The sequence below is a fragment of the Bacteroides luhongzhouii genome (genome assembly GCF_009193295.2).
GTDB lineage: Bacteria > Bacteroidota > Bacteroidia > Bacteroidales > Bacteroidaceae > Bacteroides > Bacteroides luhongzhouii.
The window spans coordinates 2,872,163-2,893,416 of sequence record NZ_CP059973.1 but is presented as its reverse complement, the minus strand read 5'-3'; the positions used below and the strand labels follow the sequence as shown (position 1 = coordinate 2,893,416).

General features: G+C 41.4%; 18 protein-coding genes. 15 read left to right on the top strand and 3 right to left on the bottom strand.

Annotated features, from left to right (window positions below):
* Positions 1-10 precede the first annotated feature (10 nt).
* From GD631_RS10335 to GD631_RS10305, 7 genes are read left to right on the top strand one after another with little or no spacing between them, the layout of a single operon-like run.
* Positions 11-1,552: a RagB/SusD family nutrient uptake outer membrane protein gene (locus GD631_RS10335; protein WP_143258138.1), complete on the top strand. Its 1,542-nt coding sequence runs from the start codon at positions 11-13 to the stop codon at positions 1,550-1,552.
* A 31-nt stretch (positions 1,553-1,583) separates the two neighbouring features.
* A complete protein-coding gene (locus GD631_RS10330) occupies positions 1,584-2,594 on the top strand; it encodes a hypothetical protein (RefSeq protein ID WP_143258137.1) in 1,011 nt (336 codons plus the stop codon).
* Positions 2,595-2,626: 32 nt separating this feature from the next.
* Complete coding sequence (locus tag GD631_RS10325; protein ID WP_143258136.1) at positions 2,627-3,631, top strand: peroxiredoxin family protein; 1,005 nt, start codon at positions 2,627-2,629, stop codon at positions 3,629-3,631.
* A 31-nt stretch (positions 3,632-3,662) separates the two neighbouring features.
* Positions 3,663-5,369: a S8 family serine peptidase gene (locus GD631_RS10320; RefSeq protein WP_143258135.1), complete on the top strand. Its 1,707-nt coding sequence runs from the start codon at positions 3,663-3,665 to the stop codon at positions 5,367-5,369.
* Between the two features lie 10 nt (positions 5,370-5,379).
* Positions 5,380-6,519 (top strand): aspartyl protease family protein, encoded by a 1,140-nt coding sequence (locus GD631_RS10315; protein WP_143258134.1) that lies wholly within the window; start codon positions 5,380-5,382, stop codon positions 6,517-6,519.
* A 1-nt stretch (position 6,520) separates the two neighbouring features.
* Positions 6,521-7,681, top strand: coding sequence for a pepsin/retropepsin-like aspartic protease family protein (locus GD631_RS10310; protein WP_143258133.1), 1,161 nt, complete (start codon positions 6,521-6,523; stop codon positions 7,679-7,681).
* A gap of 20 nt (positions 7,682-7,701) precedes the next feature.
* Positions 7,702-8,991 carry a thioredoxin domain-containing protein gene (locus tag GD631_RS10305; RefSeq protein WP_143258132.1) on the top strand — a complete coding sequence of 430 codons (1,290 nt, stop codon included), beginning with the start codon at positions 7,702-7,704 and terminating at the stop codon, positions 8,989-8,991.
* 149 nt (positions 8,992-9,140) lie between these two features.
* Here the strand turns inward: GD631_RS10305 and trxB are convergent, their stop codons facing one another.
* The 3 genes from trxB to GD631_RS10290 are packed head-to-tail and all read right to left on the bottom strand — an operon-like array spanning position 9,141 to position 13,287.
* Entirely contained in the window at positions 9,141-10,091 is a 951-nt protein-coding gene (trxB, locus tag GD631_RS10300) for a thioredoxin-disulfide reductase (RefSeq protein ID WP_074707523.1), read from the bottom strand.
* A 36-nt stretch (positions 10,092-10,127) separates the two neighbouring features.
* Positions 10,128-10,775 (bottom strand): outer membrane lipoprotein periplasmic chaperone LolA1, encoded by a 648-nt coding sequence (lolA1, locus tag GD631_RS10295; protein ID WP_143258131.1) that lies wholly within the window; start codon positions 10,773-10,775, stop codon positions 10,128-10,130.
* A gap of 19 nt (positions 10,776-10,794) precedes the next feature.
* Positions 10,795-13,287, bottom strand: coding sequence for a DNA translocase FtsK (locus tag GD631_RS10290; RefSeq protein WP_143258130.1), 2,493 nt, complete (start codon positions 13,285-13,287; stop codon positions 10,795-10,797).
* A gap of 124 nt (positions 13,288-13,411) precedes the next feature.
* On the opposite strand from GD631_RS10290, the gene GD631_RS10285 reads away from it, so the two are divergent.
* The 8 genes from GD631_RS10285 to GD631_RS10250 all read left to right on the top strand — a co-directional run bounded on the left by GD631_RS10285 (position 13,412) and on the right by GD631_RS10250 (position 21,232).
* A complete protein-coding gene (locus GD631_RS10285; RefSeq protein ID WP_143258129.1) occupies positions 13,412-14,074 on the top strand; it encodes a DUF5063 domain-containing protein in 663 nt (220 codons plus the stop codon).
* An 8-nt stretch (positions 14,075-14,082) separates the two neighbouring features.
* A complete protein-coding gene (locus GD631_RS10280) occupies positions 14,083-14,751 on the top strand; it encodes a 3'-5' exonuclease (protein WP_143258128.1) in 669 nt (222 codons plus the stop codon).
* 112 nt (positions 14,752-14,863) lie between these two features.
* Positions 14,864-16,042, top strand: coding sequence for a class I SAM-dependent rRNA methyltransferase (locus GD631_RS10275; protein ID WP_143258127.1), 1,179 nt, complete (start codon positions 14,864-14,866; stop codon positions 16,040-16,042).
* Between the two features lie 361 nt (positions 16,043-16,403).
* On the top strand, positions 16,404-17,654 hold the full coding sequence (locus tag GD631_RS10270; protein WP_143258126.1) for a nucleoside permease: 1,251 nt from the start codon (positions 16,404-16,406) through the stop codon (positions 17,652-17,654).
* 13 nt (positions 17,655-17,667) lie between these two features.
* The gene (locus tag GD631_RS10265; RefSeq protein WP_143258125.1) at positions 17,668-18,261 is read left to right on the top strand and encodes a bifunctional nuclease family protein; all 594 of its coding nucleotides are present in this window, start codon (positions 17,668-17,670) and stop codon (positions 18,259-18,261) included.
* An 8-nt stretch (positions 18,262-18,269) separates the two neighbouring features.
* Positions 18,270-18,968 carry a 16S rRNA (uracil(1498)-N(3))-methyltransferase gene (locus GD631_RS10260; RefSeq protein ID WP_143258124.1) on the top strand — a complete coding sequence of 233 codons (699 nt, stop codon included), beginning with the start codon at positions 18,270-18,272 and terminating at the stop codon, positions 18,966-18,968.
* Positions 18,969-19,019: 51 nt separating this feature from the next.
* Positions 19,020-20,567: a DUF4836 family protein gene (locus GD631_RS10255; RefSeq protein WP_143258123.1), complete on the top strand. Its 1,548-nt coding sequence runs from the start codon at positions 19,020-19,022 to the stop codon at positions 20,565-20,567.
* Positions 20,568-20,587: 20 nt separating this feature from the next.
* Positions 20,588-21,232, top strand: a complete 645-nt coding sequence (locus GD631_RS10250; RefSeq protein ID WP_143258122.1) for an ATP-binding cassette domain-containing protein — start codon at positions 20,588-20,590, stop codon at positions 21,230-21,232.
* The last annotated feature ends 22 nt before the right edge of the window (positions 21,233-21,254 follow it).

Sequence of the window (21,254 nt, the reverse complement as noted above, 5' to 3'; positions counted from 1 at the left end):
AAGATAAACAATGAAAAGAATTATATATATACTAATAGGAATAGCCTTACTATCGCTATCCTCTTGCTCAGATTTTCTAGAGCCTAAATCTCAAAGTGAGTATGTTCCCAAAGATGCAAATGCTTTGCAAGAAATGCTGATAGGCTCCGCTTATCCCAGACAAGACAAAGGTAATAGCCTGCTAGCCTTTCTTAGTTTCTTCGATGATGATATTCAGTTTCATAAAACTGATTATGAATTTAGTATTAACTCTCTAAAAGATGTAGAGGCCAAACAAGCTGTTTATACATGGCAACCGGATATGTTTTTCATTATGGAAAGAAATGGTTACAATCTTCATAATATCTGGGAAGGATACTATAACTATATCTTAGGCGCAAATGCAGCTCTTGACTATATCGGTGACGTAAATGGTACGGAGGCTGAAAAAAATTATGTAATAGCCCAATCCCTCGGATTAAGAGCTTTCTATTATTTTATGTTAGTCAATCATTTTGGAGCACCATACAACTATAACAAACAAGCTTTAGGAGTTCCGCTCAAACTAGACAGCAACCTGCTCCCTGAAGAGCAACTGTTAATGACACGAAACACCGTTGAGGAAGTATACAACCAGATTGTAGACGATCTGAATGAAGCCGAACGTTTATTCCTTACTTTGAGCAAAGATAAACAATATGAGCCCAATTATCTGGTCAGCCTTCCAATGATACAATTATTGAAATCCCGTGTCTTTCTTTATATGGAAAACTGGAAAGATGCAGCTATATACGCCAATAAAGTAATAAATGACTGGTCCTTCTCTTTAATAGATCTAAACGACCTCCCTTCTCCAACAGTGGCAGAGCCTTATTATAATTTTACATCTTTAAAATCATCTGAAGTTATTTGGTTATACGGAAGCGTTTCAGACCTTACCGTGTTCAATGATCAGGCGGTAGAGTATGAGGAAGAAGGTTACTTTGGTAAGACCACCTACTACAGAGAAGCTTTTATCGCTTCTGATAACCTGATTGAAAGCTTTGAAGATGGAGATTTAAGAAAAGAAAAGTATATAGCAAAAGAGTTCAATAAAGATGATGAAGTTTTCTATGAAGACTCTTATACTACTTTCGGTAAATACAAACTTTCGGCTACAGGTGAGCCTAGTGGATCGGAAAACTTTGCCTTATCCTTCCGACTAGGTGAGGCCTATTTAAATCTAGCAGAAGCAGCTGCTCATAATAATGACGAAGGTACAGCACTCTCTGCTTTAAAAACCTTACTGGCTAAACGTTATGACCCCGACAAATTTGTTGAACCGACCGGATTGACAGGCGATGCACTCAAAACTTTCATCAAAAATGAAAGAAGAAAAGAACTTTGTTTTGAAGGGCAACGATGGTTTGACCTCCGACGCTACGGAATGCCACAAATTATTCATAGATGGGGAGAACAGGTATATACATTAAAACAGAATGACCCTTCCTATACTATGCCTATACCGGACGCTGTCTTGATTAAAAATAAGAAACTGGAACAAAACCCTTTAGCTCCAAAACGGGAAAGTTAATAATATATATCTGATGAATTAAACAAAGGAAATGAATATGAGAAATATATATATCTTATGGGGGTTACTTGCTTGTATGGCATTCACCTCATGTTATGAAGAAGACACACTGACTCCTACAGAAGGAGGCGTTGAATTACGCTTCAAGGTACCTCAAGGAAATAATAGTTGGGACGATGACATCGCCCAAATATACGAAGACTATAATGTATATCTGATTTATAAGGATTTGCAAAAGGAGGATTTCAACCGTAGCTGGACAGGTATAGCATACGGTAGTGGCTACGAAGGCCAAGGCTGTGTAAATGATGAAATGACCAATTACTATGTCGAATTTATGAAAAAGCATATCTTTACATACTTGAATCCGCCGATCACTTCTAAAGTTCTGCCTATGTATTGGTATTTGGGATACAATGTCCATAGTAAAAGCGTATTAGAAGTTGGAGGCGTAATCCTAGCAAGTTGGATTGTACCCATACACGAAAATCGCGATGGATTGGATTTTTGGTGCACTTGTATGTTTGGAGAAGACAATCCCGGAGATCCTTATTTAATCCCTACAGACAGGGAAATACTTGACAGGCGTCGGAAAATGATATTGGGTCCCGTATTGGAAAAAGCAGTAAAAGCCGGAAACATCATTATACCTGAAGAATTTGAAGTGGGATTCGACCATGTCACCAATCTGATAGCAGGCTTGGGAAGGGAAGATGACCCAAACTATTATCTTACCAGAGGATATCCGGGAAGTGTAAACACGTATGTATTCAGTAGTATCAGCACACCAGATAATAACTCTTATCCTCCAACCAATGAAGAGACTTTTATAGGATATATGCATCTTTCCATGTTCTATAACCAAGCACGACTAGCAGAGGTATACCCCGCTGATAAATATCCTTTTCTCACCGAAAAGTTTGCTTTCGTACAGAAATATTTAAAAGAAAAATACCAGATCGATCTGGAAGCAATAGCCAACGGACCGGAAGATTGGGATTTACCTTTACCTACAATACAGGAGACTCCCGATGAAGAATAAGAACTCTGATAATTAACAATAAACTTATAATAATGACAAAAGTAGGAAATCTATTGCTAATCATATTACTCTTATGCGGTGCCACTGTATGGGGAAATAATGGACTGAAAATATCTGGAAGAATAAAGGTCTTAAAACCAACGACTTTGCAAATAAAAGATATGAATGAAGGCGTTGTATTAAGTTGTATCATCGGTACTAACAGCACATTCAGTACCAATGAAATAAACATCATTCCTGATGTCTACAAACTCTATTTAGGAGAAACTGAACAGAATATTTATCTGGAAAATAATCCGGTAACAATCAATGGTTACTTTGATGAAAAGAACCCCGAACAAAGTTCGCTTTCATTCACCGGTATCGATCCGTTTCTGACCTTGCAAACCTATATGCCCACAGAAAGAGATCCGGATATAGCAACGATTTCTACTTCTGTCAAAGGAAAACTCACTCCCAGCATGGCAGCTGCATTAGCCTATCTGGCAGATATAAATGATTACCAATCCAACAAAATGCTATTGGACATGATACCAGAGCAAGACAGAAAGTCCTTATCTGCCAAATGGTTGGTAAACAGAGTAGAGGTCCTATCCCACCAAATTATCGGTGCAGAATGTCCCGACTTTACTTTCATAGATGCCAACGGAAAAAATGTAAGTTTGAAAGACTTCCGTGGAAAAATTGTCGTACTGGATTTCTGTGCTTCCTGGTGTGGTCCCTGTCGCAAAGAAATGCGTAGTATGCTAACCATATACAACGAACTGAAAGCTGATGACTTGGAATTCATCAGTGTCTCGCTGGATGACAGCGAAGCAAAATGGAGAAAAATGCTGGATGAAGAAAAGCTTCCGTGGGTGATGCTGTGGGATAAGACAGGATTCCCTAAAAACAGTAAAACTCCAAGTGCTATCCAGAATGCTTATGGCTTCTACTCTATCCCTTTCCTTGTAGTCATTGACAAAGAAGGCAAACTTGCAGCACGAAATGTTCGAGGTGAACAAGTGCGCGAAGCCATATTAAAAATTAGAAAATAAATAAACTGTATAAATTATAACTCATCCAACAATGAAGAAACTTATATTTCCTATTGTATGCTGTTTTGTCAGCATTGCAGCATCGGCCCAGTTAGTCAAACAAAAGGTAGAAACACAAAAGAAACAATCCGAACTGGACTGGTTTAACTGCTCTTTCGACCAGGACAGTGTGTACGGAGCCGAAGTAAACAAAGCCTATGATTACCTGAAAGCCAACAAAAAGAAAGCTAAAAAAAGACCGGTTGTTGCATTGATTGGAACTGGAATGGACGTAGAACACGAGGACCTGAAACATGCTATCTGGATCAATCCGAAAGAAAAACAGAACCAGAAAGACGATGATAAGAACGGGTTTGTTGACGACATCAATGGATGGAACTTCATCGGCGGCAAAGACGGACAGGTAATGGAAGCTCTGACACGCGAAGGAGAACGTGAATTCTTCCGCCTCAAAGACAAATACGCTGATTATGTCTTTGATGGAAAGAAATATTATAAAATCGTTAACGGAAAACGTCAGGAGGTTCCCGCACCGGAAAATATGGAGGAATACAATTACTATCGTTTTAAGGTTATGCCGGAATCCAGAATTGGAGGTACATATGGCGGCTTGCAACTTTCTTATGTTATAGAAGAATATGTTGAAAAGTTCGACAAGGACATGAAAAAACGTTTTCCGGGAAAAGAATTAACCGTTGAGGATTTCCAAAGTTGTTATGATCCCAAAGCAGAAAGAGACAGTCTTTCTGAAGTTGCCTTTGTGTTTACAGCCTACTACTTCAGTCTCTATAATACAGACAAATGGGAACCCGTATATCAGAATATGGGAAAGAAAAGCGTAGAGACAGCTAAAGCAGCCTATGCAGATGCCTTAAAGAAATATGGCACAGACAACCGTAAAGAAATTGTAGGTGACAATCCTATGGATATTAATGACACGCATTACGGCAATAACGTACTGTTAACATCAGACGCAGCAACAGGTGTAATGAAAGCAGGTGTCATCGCAGCCAAACGTGACAACGGTGTTGGAAGTAACGGTATAGCTGATAATGCGGAAATCATGACCTTGCGCATTCACCCGGGAGAAGGAGAACCTTACCTGAAAGATATGGCACTGGCCATCCGCTATGCAGTAAACCATGGAGCAGATGTAATCTTACTGCCGGAACAAAACTCTTTATATCCGGAAGAACAAAAACAATGGGTAACAGATGCACTAAAAGAAGCAGAAAAGAAAGGAGCATTAGTTATTGTTCCTGTTTGGGATCTATCAGTAGACATGGATAAAAGCGAATTTTTCCCGAACCGGAAAATGAGCAAAGATGGTGAGCTTACCAATTTCATGGTGGTTGCTTCATCTGACAAGAAAGGTAATCCGGTGCTGAACACGAACTACGGTGCAACGGCTCTCGATATCTATGCTCCGGGAACGGATATTTATTCTTCCTACATGGGCGATACTTACCAAAAAGGAACTGGTGAAGGAATGGCTTCAGCTACTGTAGCCGGTGTAGCCGCCCTTGTGAAATCTTATTTCCCTAAACTGACCGGTTCTCAAATCCGTGACATTTTATTAAAGAGCGTCACCTCACGCAAAGGTGTTGAAGTAGAAAAAGGAATCCGCGTGGACGATAGACCTTCACAGGATTTATTCCTTTTTGATGACCTATGCATTTCCGGAGGTATCGTAAATGCTTATCAAGCAATCTTGGAAGCAGAAAAAGTCAGCAAATAAAGATTAATCTATGAAGTATACTCGTCTAACTGGAACCGTCATCGCCTTTTGCATGGCGGTCCCTTTATTCGCCCAACAATATAAAGCAACCATACCCTATCGGATGGTAGGCGAAAAAATGATTGTCGAAATGAAAGTAAACGGCACTGAACGCCCTTTCATCTTTGATACCGGAGGACGCACTGCTCTCACGACTAAAGCCTGCCAAGGACTACAAATAGTGGCAACAGACTCGATGAAGGTGACAGATGTGAACAACGTGGAAAGTTATTACAAAACTACACGGATAGAAAACCTGACGACTCCCGATAATGTTATTAACTTTAAACATGCCCCATCACTGATTATCGATGAGGTAAAAGGTTGGGAATGTTTTGGAGTAGACGGCATCATCGGCAGCGATTTATTTGCAAGTACCATTGTCAGCATTGATTCGCAGACAAAAAATATCATAGTCACATCTGCCGAAAAACCCTCTACGGTATCTTTACGGAAAATGCTGAATTTCACAAAAGAAGGGGGCATGCCGATTGTCAATGTACAGATAGCCCCGGTCAGCAACATTACTGTATTATTTGATACAGGTAGTCCCAGTCTGCTATCTCTTATTGAAAGTGATTTTGAGAAAATTAAGCCGGAGGCATCTTTGGAAGTCATTTCTGAAGGATATGGAGAAGGAAGCATCGGAGTAGCCGGACAAGCGGAGAAAGCTTCTTCTTATAGAGTATATATCCCCACGTTGTCAGTAGGAGCCACCAAATTTCGTAACTTGACGACCAGTACGAGCAAACACCCTTATACGTTACTAGGTGTCAAGTTGCTGGAATACGGTAAAGTAACCATCGACTATCCGCGAGGAAGATTCTATTTTGAGGCTTTCCAACCGGATAATGAGATCAACAATCAATGTAATAACTTCGATTTGACGGTCAAAGACGGAGACTTATATGTATCTACCGTCTGGAGCAGTACAAAGGGGAAGATAGAAGTAGGGGATAAAGTAATTAAAATTAATGGCAAGCCTACTAAAAAATATGACTTCTGCGAAAGTATTCTGAACGGAATACCGGAATTGAAAGAGAAAAAACAGACGAAGCTTACAATACAGACAGCTTCCGGCGTAAAAGATATTATCTATAAAAAAGAATGATATGAAAAGAATAGGAATACTGACCGGCTTATGGTTGCTATTATTTCTAAACTGTGGACAAGAAATGGTAGCGCAAATCCAGAATAAGGTTTGCGATACCATTCCTTATGAATTCATCCATGAGAAAATCATCATACCCGTCACCGTTAATGGCATAAAAGTAAAATACATCGTCGATACCGGAGGAAGAACAGGGACCATGTATGATGCAGCAACGGAAATGAAAGCTACTGCCGCAGGATATATGCGTATTTCTGATGTGAATGCACAAGGCTCCAACTATCAGGAAGCCCACGTACAGAATATTTCTATCGGAAAAAGCTATAAAATCAAACAGTTGAAAACGATGGTACTACCTAAAAGTCCATTCTTCACAGAACTGGGAGTTGTCGGAATTCTTGGAGGAGATGCCTTCGCACAATCGGTTGTAACATTCGATTCCCGTTCGAAAATAATGGTTATCAACTATCCGTATCGTCCCGAAAGGTTAAAAGTAACAGACGGAATTCCTTTGTTGGATGAAACAGAACATCATTCCATCGTCAACGTTCGATTAGGGAATAATGATTTAAGGGTTCTGTTTGACACAGGTGCTAATGGCTTTCTACTTTATTCTACGGAAGATTACAACAGGCTGGCTGACGTTTCGCAACTTACCAATCATGGATATGGTATCGTAGCTGCCGGAATAACAGGGTTAGGCAAGCCGGTGGATATTAAAAAAGTATCTGTACCTTCCATCAATATCATGGGAAAAGAATTCACGAACGTAGGTAGTACAACAACTGTCATGAATGGAACTATCATCGGAGTGGATCTACTGAAGTATGGTAAAGTAATTATCGATTATATGCGGAGACGTTTTTACTTCCTCCCATTTGAAGAAGAAAAAATCGACATGGGAGGTGCTCCTGCTCTTTGGAACGTAAGTATATTGCCACGGAACGAAAGATTCGAAATTACCACAATATGGAATAGCATGAAAGATACAGTTGCTTTCGGAGACGAAGTGATTAATATCAACGGAACTTCACTGAAAGATTGTCCAATGAGCCAAATGGCTGTAGAAGAAATTATGAATGCTATACCTGGTGATACCGGCTATATTATCATCAAAAAAGATAATCAAGAGAAAAGAATTGAAATCAGGAAAGAGAAATAAACTTTAAACAGAAAGAATATATGAAACGAATAATAACCAAAATGTATCTCTGTTTGCTTGCATTCTGTATTACAGGAGGTATCAGTGCACAAACACAAAACAGTATGACAGAGGTCATTCCATTCAAAACTATTGATGGAAAAATTATCGTGGAAGCCACCATAAATGGTGAAGTGGCTGACTTTGTCCTCGATTTATCAGGACATAACGCTCTACTCCCTGAAGCTCTCAAGAAGTTACACATCAATACAGAAAAGAAAGGAACTTTTAGTTCTTACCAAGATTTTGTATTTAAACAGGTACCTGTCGGAAAGGTATATGAAATGGCAACAGTAGCTATTGGTAAAAATACATTTGCCAACGATCTTCCGGCCTTCGCATTGGAAGATGAACCATATCTACGCAAGCTAGGGGTTATGGGTGTATTAAGTGGTGCTGTTTTCCGCACTTCTGTATTAACCATTGACATGCAACGGAAGAAAATTACGATTACACAGCCCTACCGTCCTTCTTATATGAAACTTAACTATCGGGAAAATTTTAACTTGATAACGGGATTAGGAATAGTATGTCCGATAAACATTCAAGGAAAGCCTGTTTCTCTTGTCCTGGACACGTGGAGCGAAGGATTGGTGAATCTTACCGAAGCAGATTTCAATACATGGAGTACACAATATACCAAAGGAAGTAACCAAAAAGTTTCCAATGGATATAAAGAGGAAAATCAAGAACAGGAAAGCCTCATCTTACCTGAAACGATGTTTGTAAAAACAAAGATTGAAGATGCCATGGCAGTGAAAAACCCATTCTTGAAACGTTCCGTATTAGGCAAAAAGATACTGGACTACGGAATTATATCTATTGACTATATTCATCAGAAAATTTACTTCCAGCCATTCGATATGGTTCCTATACCGGAAGCGGAAGCTAAAGTGACGGAAACCAAAGTTGAAGATGGTAAGTTGAATCCAATTACCCGCCAGTTCTTTCTCGAACACATTTTCGACTACAGAAAAGGAAATGATTTCATTTATAATGGAGACAAACCGATAGTCATTGATTTCTGGGCTACATGGTGCGGTCCATGTATGCGTCTACTTCCGGAAATGGAAAAACTAGCTGAAAAATATAAAGGAAAAGTTATATTCTATAAGGTAAATGCTGATAAAGAAAAAGATTTATGCAGCCACTTTAGCGTACAAGCATTACCTACGCTATTCTTCATCCCAGTAGGCGGCAAACCAATTATCGAGGTTGGTGCCACGCCGGAAAAGTATGTGCAGATCATTGAAAAACAACTCCTGAAATAAAAATCTCTCTCTTAAATTATATAACTATACTAATCTAAAACTTTAACTAAACGAGGGTGTCCGTAATGGACACCCTCGTTTTATTTGATAATCAATCACACCGGAATGAGGTGATTGCCATTTATTCGTTTATATCGAAGATATATTTATCACACAAGCCCTTTGGAAGAAAGATAGCGTTCTGCCTCCAAAGCTGCCTTACATCCACTTCCCGCGGCCGTAATAGCTTGACGATAATGCGGATCAGCCACATCTCCTGCAGCAAAGACCCCGGGCACTTTCGTACGAGGACTATCACCATCTGTAATAATGTAACCGACTTCGTCTGTATCAATATACTCTTTGAATATTTCTGTATTCGGTTGATGTCCGATGGCCAGGAAGAAACCGTCGATAGGCAAGCTATAACGTTCTTCATCCGGTTCACCCCAACGTTTCACCAGGTTTACCCCTTCTACTCCATTGTCACCAAACAAACCAACCGCATTGTGTTCAAAAAGAACTTCAATCTTCTCATGATTCATGACACGCTCCTGCATTATCTTCGATGCACGCAGGAAAGGTTTACGGACAATCAAATATACTTTGGATGCAAGACCGGCAAGATAAACCGCTTCTTCACAAGCAGTATCACCACCACCAACTACAGCAACCACTTTCTTACGATAGAAAAAACCATCGCAAGTAGCGCAAGCACTTACACCCATTCCGGCATACTTCTTTTCATCCTCCAGTCCCAGATATTTAGCTGTAGCTCCGGTAGCAATAATCAATGATTCCGTTTCAATCACTTTATCACCGTCAATTGTTATTTTATAAGGAGCTTTACTTAAATCAGCTGCCGTAGCGATACCAAAACGAACGTCTGTTCCGAAACGGCTTGCCTGTGCACGCAAATCTTCCATCAATTGCGGACCACTGATACCTTCCGGATAACCGGGGAAGTTCTCTACATCTGTGGTAGTAGTCAACTGGCCACCCGGCTGCAATCCTTCATATAGTACCGGACATAAATTAGCACGTCCTGCATAAATCGCTGCCGTATATCCGGCAGGTCCTGAACCTATAATCAGGCATTTCACTTTTTCTATTTCTGCCATTTTAATTTATCTTTATTGTTTTGTTATAAAAACATGTTATCTCAAATCTATCACCTCTGCATTGGGATATTGTTTTTTATCAAAAGTAAAAACACGATCCGTATAATTCTGCCCGGTCTGATAACTTGTAACGGTTATCTCATTACGTGTCTGCCGACCACGCTGCTGAAGCAAAATATATAGAGGTTCATAAGTGTCCTTCGTCACAAAAAGAGTGATACGTTCCAACTCCTGTTTCTTATCTCTGGCAGTCAGAACGACTTCCCAAACGGCTTTTCCACGAAACGTTTTGGTCGCCCCCAACTTGTAAGAGAATCCTTTCTGATACATATACAGAAATGTATACGGATTTATCTGCTGCAACTCTTCCTGCGTCGGATTACTGACATTCACTTCATCATTCTTTGTCACATAACTCCACTGCGTTTTTCCGTCAAACCAAGTGATAATATCAGATGTTTTCAGTACAAATTTCTCTCCTTTCAACTGAATCATTCCACTTTCAGTCCCTTCTACCAAGCCATTTGTCACAGCCTTTACAGTAAAATCAGCCTTCACACCACCTGCTTTACGAAACGCCTCTGCCGTTTTGTCAAGAATGACTTTAGCCTGCGACTGCTGTTGTTGAGCAATCACAGGCAAAGACAGTAAAGCTATTAAAACACTAAAAATGTACTTTCTCATTTGATTAATAAACGAACTGTTACTGTAAATTGTTCAATCGCATCTCAAGATCATTATCGTCAATACACAATACGTCACGGGCCTTGCTTCCTTGCGTAGGACCTACAATTCCGGCCTTTTCCAATTGATCCATTATACGGCCGGCACGATTATAGCCAATCGCAAATTTACGCTGAATCAATGAAGTGGAGCCTTGCTGATGAATAACAACCAACCGGGCTGCATCTTCAAACAACGGATCGAGACGTCCCATATCAATATCCCCTACTTCACTATTACTATCTTCACTCACATATTCGGGCAAGAAGAACGGAGTAGGATAACTTTGCTGACGGGCAATGAATTTTGTAATCTCTTCTACTTCCGGCGTATCGATAAAGGCACACTGTACACGTACCGGATCAGCTCCCTGCAAGAAAAGCATATCCCCCTTACCAATCAAGCGGTTAGCACCCGGACGGTCAAGAATAGTACGGGAGTCCATCATGGCAGATACACGGAAAGCAATACGCGCCGGGAAGTTGGCTTTAATCGTACCTGTAATAATATTAGTAGTCGGACGCTGTGTAGCGATAATCATGTGAATACCGACAGCACGTGCCAACTGTGCAATACGGGCAATCGGAAGTTCCACTTCTTTACCGGCAGTCATAATCAAATCTCCGAACTCGTCAATAACCACTACGATATACGGCATAAACTTATGCCCCTTTTCCGGATTCAGACGACGGTTGATAAACTTCTCATTATATTCCCTGATATTACGCACATGTGCCATTTTCAGTAAGTCATAACGGGTATCCATCTCCACACAAACAGAGTTCAAGGTTTGCACTACCTTCGTTACGTCTGTAATAATCGGCTCACCCCCATCAGGAAGTTTGGCCAGAAAATGATTTTCGATCACCGAATAAATGCTGAATTCTACTTTCTTCGGATCGACCAGTACAAACTTCAATTCTGCCGGGTGCTTTTTATATAATAAGGAGGTAATAATAGCATTCAAACCTACTGACTTACCCTGACCGGTTGCACCCGCCACCAATACGTGCGGCATCTTGCAAAGGTCGAACATAAAGACTTCATTCGTGATGGTCTTACCCAATACAATAGGCAGATCATATTTGGATTCCTGGAATTTCTTGCTTCCGATCACACTTTGCCCGGAAACGATCTTCGGATTCTTGTTCGGCACTTCAATACCGATTGTTCCCTTACCCGGTATCGGAGCAATGATGCGGATACCATCAGCCGAAAGGCTCAATGCAATATCATCTTCCAAACCACGGATTTTGGAAATACGTACTCCCTGTTCCGGAGTAATTTCATATAAAGTTACCGTAGGTCCTACCGTTGCTTTAATCGTACTGATTTCGATTCCGAAACTGCGCAATGTGTTGATAATACGATCTTTATTTGCATTCTGTTCGTCCATGTCAATCGTCGGATCGTCATTTTCAAAATGCTTCATCAGGTCGATAGTCGGGAAACGGTAGTTTTCCAAATCCTTAGTGGGATTGTAAGGCTCGAGTTCCGGCCCTTGATATTCTTCTTCAGAAGCCGCAGATTCTACTTCAAACCCGGGTTCCGCCTCTTCCAAAGATTCTTCCTGCACAGCGGGAACAGGATTGGAGACAGTCGGCTCAAACACCATAGTCACTCCTTCACTTTCATCAGATAAAGGAGAATCTTCCGGCTCCGGTTGATTGACTGGGAATTCCTTCACGGGTTCTTCAGCCTGTATATCCATCACAGGTGCCGGAGGAGGTGTCTGTTTATATGTCCGTTTCAAATTGAACTCCACTTCTTGCGGTTGGGAAGTCGTGAACTCCTGATCGCCTTCTCCTTCCGGGATGATTTCTTCCTTCTCTTTCTTTTCGCGTTTCAAGAAACTCAACGCAAAAAGTTTACGCAACCAAATAACAGTACGCGCACTTATATATATAAAGAAACAGACAGCAGTTATCAATAGGACCATCCATACACCAGGCACTCCTACTTGCGAGATTAACCAACGGCTAACATTGTATCCGTGCATACCGCCCAGATAAATGAAGGAATCCTGATAATGATCCATAAAAGCAAATCCGAAGAATACGGAAAACCAGATTAATAAAAGCGTGCAGCCAATAAACCACTTCCACAAGCGGACCACACGTACACGCATCAACTTCAATCCCGCCACTGCCAGAAAAACAAGTATGAAGAAAGAGGAAACGCCGAAACAGTCGTTTATCAGATAACTTGCCAACTGCGCTCCGCGTGAACCGGCATAATTCTTCACCTGATTATTAACAGCCGCCAAATCCGCCGAACTGCCGCTATCGATAATACTTTGATCGGCAGCCCCCGTAAAGAAGAAGGAAGAAAAAGCCAACAACAGGTAAACGGAAAAGATGACCAGCATCAATCCAATCACAAAATGAACAGTTTCATTCTTACATACAGCCACAATTTTACTGGGGGAAGAGGGAGTGCTTTCCGCCTCCTTATCTAATTTCTTCTTTGCCATGAGTCTTTTATTCTTTTTATAAAACTGGAATGAGATTCTAAGCTGCAAAAATAATAAAAAAATAACGAGCACTACGCTCATTCAATCCTTTTTCTTACCTTTGCGTTTCAAATCAATATAGATCATGGAAAAAGAAAGCCAAACGATATTTGATAAGAACGTAATTGAGTTCGTTACAGTAGCCGCCGAATTTTGTGCATTTCTCGAACGTGCCGAACGCATGAAGCGTAGTACTTTCGTTGATACATCATTAAAAATACTCCCCCTACTCTATCTCAAAGCATCTATGCTGCCCAAATGTGAGACGATCGGGGACGAGGCGCCCGAAACGTATGTCACGGAAGAGATTTACGAAATTCTGCGTATCAATCTTTCAGGATTGATGGGTGACAAGGACGATTATCTGGACGTATTCGTGCAAGATATGGTTTATAGCGACCAACCTATCAAGAAATCAATATCGGAAGATCTGGCTGACATTTATCAGGATATTAAAGATTTCATATTTGTCTTCCAACTGGGACTGAACGAAACAATGAATGATTCATTGGCTATCTGCCAGGAAAACTTCGGCACACTGTGGGGACAGAAACTGGTAAACACGCTACGCGCCCTTCATGACGTGAAATACAACCAGCTGGAAGAAGAGGAGCAAGAGAATGGTAATGAAGAAGGATTTTACGAACCAAGCGACGACAACGATTGTTGTGAAGAAGAAGGCTGTCATTGCCACAACGATGATTGCCACTGTCACGAAGACGGTTGCCATTGCCACGATGATGAATAAATATAGAAATGATTGTAAGAAGAACCATAGACAAAGATGAACTAAAAGAACTCCCGAAAACTGTTTTTCCGGGACGTATTTATGTTATCCAGTCGGAAGCTGAAACGGAAAAAGCAGTAGCTTACCTCCAATCCAGATCTGTGATAGGCATTGACAGTGAAACGCGTCCTTCCTTTACCAAAGGACAATCGCACAAAGTAGCACTCCTCCAGATTTCTTCTGAAGAATGTTGTTTCCTATTCCGGCTCAATATGACGGGATTGACCCAGCCATTGGTTGATTTATTAGAAAACCCGGCTGTAATCAAAGTGGGACTTTCACTGAAAGATGACTTTATGATGCTGCACAAACGCGCACCTTTTACTCAACAAAGCTGTATCGAATTACAGGACTACGTGCGCCAATTCGGCATACAGGACAAAAGTCTGCAAAAGATTTATGCTATCTTATTCAAAGAAAAAATATCCAAATCACAGCGCTTGTCCAATTGGGAAGCTGATGTATTGAGCGACGGACAGAAACAATATGCCGCCACGGATGCATGGGCTTGCCTCAACATCTATAATCTGTTGCAAGAGCTGAAACAGACAGGAGATTGGGAAATAGCTGCCCTCCCGCCTGCTTCCAAGGAAAGGGAAGAAGTCACTACCGACCCTATAAGCAACCAGCAGTCATAGACGATAAATGATAAATGATAAGTGATAAATAATAAAATAAGTAATTAATAACCAATAACAAAACTATCTCAATCCTCCTCTCCCTGGGAGAGGGTTAGGGAGAGGCTATATTATGCATAAAGTATATCTCAAACCCGGTAAAGAAGATTCTCTTAAGAGATTCCACCCCTGGATTTTTTCCGGTGCTATCGCTCGTTTTGACGGAGAGCCCGATGAAGGTGAAGTTGTAGAAGTATACACCTCAAAAAAAGAATTTATTGCCGAAGGACATTTCCAAATCGGAAGTATTGCTGTGCGCGTACTGTCTTTCCATCAGGAACCTATCGATCACGATTTTTGGAAACGTAAACTGGAAATTGCATACGATATGCGTCGCAGTATCGGCATCGCCACCAATCCGACCAACAATACTTACCGGCTCGTTCATGGTGAAGGAGACAATCTCCCCGGACTGGTTATTGACGTTTATGCCAAAACTGCAGTTATGCAGGCACACTCTGCAGGAATGCACGTAGACCGCATGACAATTGCCGAAGCTTTATCCGAAGTAATGGGCGACAAGATCGAGAATATCTATTATAAATCAGAAACAACTCTTCCTTTTAAAGCAGATCTTTTCCCCGAAAACGGTTTTCTGAAAGGAGGAAGCAGTAATAATATCGCGCAAGAATATGGCTTACAGTTCCATGTAGACTGGCTGAAAGGTCAAAAAACCGGATTTTTCGTAGACCAGCGCGAAAATCGTTCTTTACTGGAACGTTATGCCAAAGACCGTTCGGTACTGAATATGTTCTGCTATACCGGCGGATTCTCATTCTATGCCATGCGCGGAGGCGCAAAGCTCGTCCACTCTGTCGACAGCTCTGCCAAAGCGATTGATCTGACTAATAAAAATGTAGAACTGAACTTCCCCGGTGATTCCCGCCACGAAGCTTTTGCCGAAGACGCTTTCAAATATCTCGACCGCATGGGCGACCAGTATGATTTAATCATTCTCGACCCGCCCGCATTTGCCAAACACAAAGACGCCCTGCGGAATGCTTTGCAAGGTTATCGCAAACTGAACGCCAAAGCATTTGAGAAAATCAAACCGGGCGGCATCCTGTTTACCTTCTCTTGTTCGCAAGTAGTAAGCAAAGACAATTTCCGTACTGCCGTATTTACCGCAGCAGCTATGTCAGGACGCAGTGTGCGCATTCTGCACCAACTGACTCAGCCTGCCGACCATCCGGTAAACATCTATCATCCCGAAGGAGAATACCTGAAAGGACTGGTACTCTATGTAGAATAATCAAATTCTGTGGTAAAGCAGAAGGGCTGTAACAGAAAAATGGAAGATTCAAAGTTAATTAGAGTTAACAAATGGAATATTTTCGAGAAAACATTATGTTCTATAACATAAACCCTATATCTTTGCACCGTGTTTTTCATGGTATTAGATTTAAGGTTAACAAAGATTGGCTGTCTGGGATAGATAGCCTTCTTTTTTTTATACCCCCCTGATTTGTTTTTTCACGACTAAATCTCCTCTTTTCTTCGCATTTATGCCATTTTTATCCCCTTTTTATCAAATTACTTGTCCACCTATTCAACGAAAATATTATATTTGCAAGGTTTATGAACGTGAAGAGAAACACAAATTAAAAAAAGTCATGAGTATAAAAGTTCGTTTGATTATTATGAACTTCCTGCAATTCTTTGTATGGGGGTCCTGGTTAATATCATTAGGTGGCTATATGGGAAGAGAACTCCATTTCGAAGGAGGACAGATCGGAGCCATTTTCGCCACTATGGGGATTGCCTCTTTGGTAATGCCGGGTATTATCGGTATTATTGCCGATAAATGGTTTAATGCAGAACGTTTATACGGGCTTTGCCATATCGCAGGAGCCGGATGCCTCTTCTATGCTTCTACCGTAACAGGATATGACCAAATGTATTGGGCAATGTTACTCAACCTGTTGGTATATATGCCCACGCTATCCCTGGCTAACACAGTATCGTACAATGCACTGGAACAATATAAATGTGACCTGATTAAAGACTTCCCCCCTATCCGTGTATGGGGGACAATCGGTTTTATCTGTGCCATGTGGGCGGTCGACCTTACCGGATTTAAGAATTCAAGTGCACAGCTTTATGTAGGCGGCGCTTCCGCGTTACTGCTCGGGCTTTATTCTTTCACCCTCCCGGCTTGCCGACCGGCTAAATCAGAAAACAAATCATGGCTCTCCGCTTTCGGTCTGGATGCGCTGGTGTTATTCAAGAAAAAGAAGATGGCTATTTTCTTCCTTTTCTCCATGCTTTTAGGTGCGGCATTGCAGATTACAAATACTTACGGTGATCTTTTCCTTAGTAGCTTTGCCAGCATCCCCGAATATGCAGAATCATTCGGAGTGAAACATTCGGTAATCCTACTATCCATCTCACAAATGTCGGAAACACTGTTTATTCTCGCCATACCTTTCTTCCTGCGTCATTTCGGAATCAAACAGGTCATGCTGATCAGTATGTTTGCCTGGGTGTTCCGGTTTGGACTGTTCGGCTTCGGAGATCCGGGATCGGGACTATGGATGCTGATCCTTTCCATGATCGTTTATGGTATGGCCTTTGATTTCTTCAACATTTCCGGTTCGTTGTTTGTTGAACAGGAAGCCAATTCTTCTATCCGTGCCAGTGCACAGGGATTATTCTTTATGATGACCAACGGACTGGGAGCCATCATTGGTGGATATGCCAGCGGTGCGGTAGTTGACGCATTCTCTGTGTATGCTGACGGCAGACTGGTGAGTCGCGAATGGATGGACATCTGGCTGATATTCGCAGCTTATGCCCTGGTGATCGGCATTCTGTTTGCCTTGGTATTCAAGTATAAACACCAGCAGGAGAGTAAAACAAATTAAGTAAAAGAGAACGATGGACAAAAAGGTAGAATTACAAGTTATAAATATCACGAACAGCCAGGCGCAAGTAGGCGCGTTTGCTATGCTATTAGGCGAAGTGGACGGTGAACGGCAACTGCCTATCATCATCGGTCCCGCGGAAGCCCAGGCTACCGCTTTATACCTGAAGGGAGTAAAAACTCCCCGCCCGTTGACACATGATCTGTTTATAACAAGCCTCACCATATTGGGTACCAGTCTGATACGTGTATTAATTTACAAAGCAAAGGATGGTATTTTCTACTCCTATATTTACCTTAAAAAAGACGAAGAGATTATACGTATCGATGCACGGACTTCAGACGCTGTTGCGTTGGCTGTGCGTGCCGACTGCCCGATCCTTATTTATGAATCGATTCTTGAACAAGAATGTCTTCACATATCGTCGGAAGCAAGAACCCGTTCTGAAGAAACGGACAACGACAAAGAGGCTGAAGAAGAACATGATTTGCCTGGTGCTACTTCCAGAACACTTGAGGAAGCACTGGAACAGGCTATCAAAGATGAGAATTATGAATTAGCCGCCCGGATACGTGACCAAATCAATTCAAGAAATAAAAATCAGTAAGTAATATTATGCACGTATTTTATACTCCCGATATACAGAAAAACAACGAACTTCCCGAAGAGGAAGCACAACACTGTACCCGTGTTCTGCGATTAGGCATCGGAGATGAAATCACTCTTACCGACGGTAAGGGTAACTTCTACAAAGCTGAAATTACTGTTGCGACCAACAAACGTTGTTTCGTAACGATCAAAGAAACTATTTTTCAGGAACCGTTATGGCCGTGCCATTTGCACATCGCCATGGCACCGACAAAAAATATGGACCGTAACGAATGGTTTGCAGAGAAAGCTACCGAAATCGGATTTGACGAACTGACTTTCCTCAACTGCCGTTTCTCGGAACGTAAAGTCATCAAGACCGAACGTATTGAAAAGATTCTCATTTCAGCAATCAAACAATCTCTCAAGGCACGACTGCCTAAATTGAACGAAATGATCGAATTCGATCAGTTCATCAGACAGGAGTTCAAAGGACAGAAGTTTATCGCCCACTGTTACGAAGGTGAGAAACCTTTATTGAAGAATGTCCTAAAACCCGGAGAAGACGCCCTTGTCCTAGTGGGACCTGAAGGAGATTTCAGCGAAGAAGAAGTGAAAAAAGCCATCGAACAGGGATTTATTCCGATCAGTTTGGGCAAATCACGACTCCGTACAGAAACAGCCGCACTAGTGGCCTGCCATACGTTGAATCTACAAAATCAATAATGAAAAGAAACGTCTGAATCAATGATTATACAACTTTTAAATAACATAAGTATGGCAAAGAAAACGATTTCACGACTCTCGGTACTGGCAGTACTGATTGTTTTTCTGGCAGCATGTTCCAAAACATCGGAATATACCAATGTGATACCGGCTGACGCTTCGGTAGTTGCCTCTATCAACCTCAAATCCCTTGCTAGCAAAGCGGGATTGGATGACAAAGAGAATGAAGCTGCAAAACAAAAAGTACTGGAAGCACTGAAAAGCGGAATGAATGCCGCTACCTTCCAACAACTGGAAAAGGTCATGAAGAATCCGGGTGAATCGGGAATCGATGTAGCATCTCCATTCTATGTATTCTCTTCCTCTTCTTTCCCTTACCCCACTGTTGTAGGTAAAGTGAACAATGAGGACGACCTTCATGCTTCACTCGATGTCATGGCCAAAGAACAAATCTGCCAGCCGGTAGGCGAAGCTGACGGTTACAGTTTTACAACGATGAACGGTGGTTTGCTCGCTTTCAATAATTCTACTGTACTGGTTGTTAATGTAAGCGGAACGACTCAAACTGACAAAGCCAAAGAAGCCATCACTAATCTGTTGAAACAGACGGCAGATAACAGCATTGTAAAATCCGGAGCTTTCCAAAAAATGGAAAAGCAGAAAAGTGATATTAACTTCCTTGCTTCTATGGAAGCTATTCCTGCAACCTACCGCAACCAGATAAGCATGGGGTTACCAACCGAGGTGAAAGCAGAGGACATCACTCTTGTAGGAGGACTGAATTTTGAGAAAGGCAAGATTGCCCTCAAAACAGAAAACTATACTGAAAACGAAGCCGTGAAAGCTCTTATAAAAAAACAAATGGAGTCATTTGGAAAAGCAAACAACACTTTCGTTAAATACTTCCCGTCTTCCACACTGATGTTCTTCAATGTAGGTGTGAAAGGAGAAGGGCTTTATAATTTGTTGAGCGAGAATAAAGAATTCCGCAATACAGTATCTATTGCCAAAGCAGACGAAGTAAAAGAGTTGTTCGGCTCATTCAATGGTGATATTTCTGCCGGGTTAATCAACGTAACGATGAACAGTGCTCCTACTTTCATGATGTATGCTGACGTTAAAAACGGTAATGCCCTCGAAACAATTTATAAGAACAAGCAGTCATTGGGAATGAAAAGAGGGGAAGATATCATTCAACTTGGCAAGGACGAATATGTCTACAAAACAAAAGGTATGAATATATTCTTCGGTATCAAGGATAAACAAATGTATGCTACCAACGATGAGTTACTCTACAAGAACGTAGGTAAAGCTGCCGACAAATCGATAAAAGACGCTCCATACACATCGGATATGAAGGGAAAAACCATCTTTGTAGCAATCAACGCTGAAGCAATACTGGACTTGCCTGTTGTTAAAATGGTAGCAGGTTTCGGAGGACAGGAAGTTAAAACATATATTGAGTTAGCCAATAAGGTTTCTTATCTGTCGATGAGTTCAGAAGGAGAAATCAGCGAGATCGACCTTTGCCTGAAAGATAAAGACGTCAACGCTCTCAAACAAATCGTAGACTTTGCCAAGCAATTTGCCGGCATGTAATTAATATGTAAACAAACGGTATGAATAGTATTCACCTGCAGCAAACACTTCCCCAAGTGTTTGCTGACCGTAATTCGGTGACTTCGGATGTATGGCATCAGGATCTTATCTTCCGGAAAGAAGAAATGTATCTGATTGAAGCTGCTTCCGGCACCGGCAAATCTTCGTTGTGCAGCTATATCTACGGTTATCGCAACGACTATCAGGGGATTATTAATTTCGATGAAACCAATATCAAAGCATACTCCGTGAAGCAATGGGTCGACCTAAGAAAGCATTCACTAAGTATGCTTTTTCAAGATTTACGCATCTTCACAGAACTGACCGCTCTTGAAAATGTGCAATTGAAGAATAACCTTACCGGATGCAAAAAGAAAAAAGAAATCTTATCATTCTTCGAGCGACTGGGTATCGCAGATAAAATTAATGTAAAAGCCGGCAAGCTATCTTTCGGACAGCAGCAACGTGTCGCCTTTATCCGGGCACTCTGCCAGCCGTTCGATTTTTTATTTCTGGACGAACCGATCAGCCACCTGGATGATGATAACAGCCGCATCATGGGCGAACTTATCATTGCCGAGGCAAAGGCGCAAGGGGCAGGAGTAATCGCAACCTCCATCGGTAAACATATCGAATTGCCTTATAACCATATACTTCAACTGTAACAAGTGATAAATAACAAAGAAT

What these genes read in the sequence shown, in the direction of transcription:
- GD631_RS10260 (WP_143258124.1), top strand. Translation starts at nt 18,270, where the DNA reads ATGCACGTATTTTATACTCCCGATATACAGAAAAACAACGAACTTCCC.
- trxB (WP_074707523.1), bottom strand. Translation starts at nt 10,091, where the DNA reads ATGGCAGAAATAGAAAAAGTGAAATGCCTGATTATAGGTTCAGGACCT.
- GD631_RS10290 (WP_143258130.1), bottom strand. Translation starts at nt 13,287, where the DNA reads ATGGCAAAGAAGAAATTAGATAAGGAGGCGGAAAGCACTCCCTCTTCC.
- GD631_RS10315 (WP_143258134.1), top strand. Translation starts at nt 5,380, where the DNA reads ATGAAGTATACTCGTCTAACTGGAACCGTCATCGCCTTTTGCATGGCG.
- GD631_RS10335 (WP_143258138.1), top strand. Translation starts at nt 11, where the DNA reads ATGAAAAGAATTATATATATACTAATAGGAATAGCCTTACTATCGCTA.
- GD631_RS10250 (WP_143258122.1), top strand. Translation starts at nt 20,588, where the DNA reads ATGAATAGTATTCACCTGCAGCAAACACTTCCCCAAGTGTTTGCTGAC.
- GD631_RS10320 (WP_143258135.1), top strand. Translation starts at nt 3,663, where the DNA reads ATGAAGAAACTTATATTTCCTATTGTATGCTGTTTTGTCAGCATTGCA.
- GD631_RS10330 (WP_143258137.1), top strand. Translation starts at nt 1,584, where the DNA reads ATGAATATGAGAAATATATATATCTTATGGGGGTTACTTGCTTGTATG.
- GD631_RS10280 (WP_143258128.1), top strand. Translation starts at nt 14,083, where the DNA reads ATGATTGTAAGAAGAACCATAGACAAAGATGAACTAAAAGAACTCCCG.
- GD631_RS10285 (WP_143258129.1), top strand. Translation starts at nt 13,412, where the DNA reads ATGGAAAAAGAAAGCCAAACGATATTTGATAAGAACGTAATTGAGTTC.
- lolA1 (WP_143258131.1), bottom strand. Translation starts at nt 10,775, where the DNA reads ATGAGAAAGTACATTTTTAGTGTTTTAATAGCTTTACTGTCTTTGCCT.
- GD631_RS10265 (WP_143258125.1), top strand. Translation starts at nt 17,668, where the DNA reads ATGGACAAAAAGGTAGAATTACAAGTTATAAATATCACGAACAGCCAG.
- GD631_RS10270 (WP_143258126.1), top strand. Translation starts at nt 16,404, where the DNA reads ATGAGTATAAAAGTTCGTTTGATTATTATGAACTTCCTGCAATTCTTT.
- GD631_RS10325 (WP_143258136.1), top strand. Translation starts at nt 2,627, where the DNA reads ATGACAAAAGTAGGAAATCTATTGCTAATCATATTACTCTTATGCGGT.
- GD631_RS10310 (WP_143258133.1), top strand. Translation starts at nt 6,521, where the DNA reads ATGAAAAGAATAGGAATACTGACCGGCTTATGGTTGCTATTATTTCTA.
- GD631_RS10255 (WP_143258123.1), top strand. Translation starts at nt 19,020, where the DNA reads ATGGCAAAGAAAACGATTTCACGACTCTCGGTACTGGCAGTACTGATT.
- GD631_RS10305 (WP_143258132.1), top strand. Translation starts at nt 7,702, where the DNA reads ATGAAACGAATAATAACCAAAATGTATCTCTGTTTGCTTGCATTCTGT.
- GD631_RS10275 (WP_143258127.1), top strand. Translation starts at nt 14,864, where the DNA reads ATGCATAAAGTATATCTCAAACCCGGTAAAGAAGATTCTCTTAAGAGA.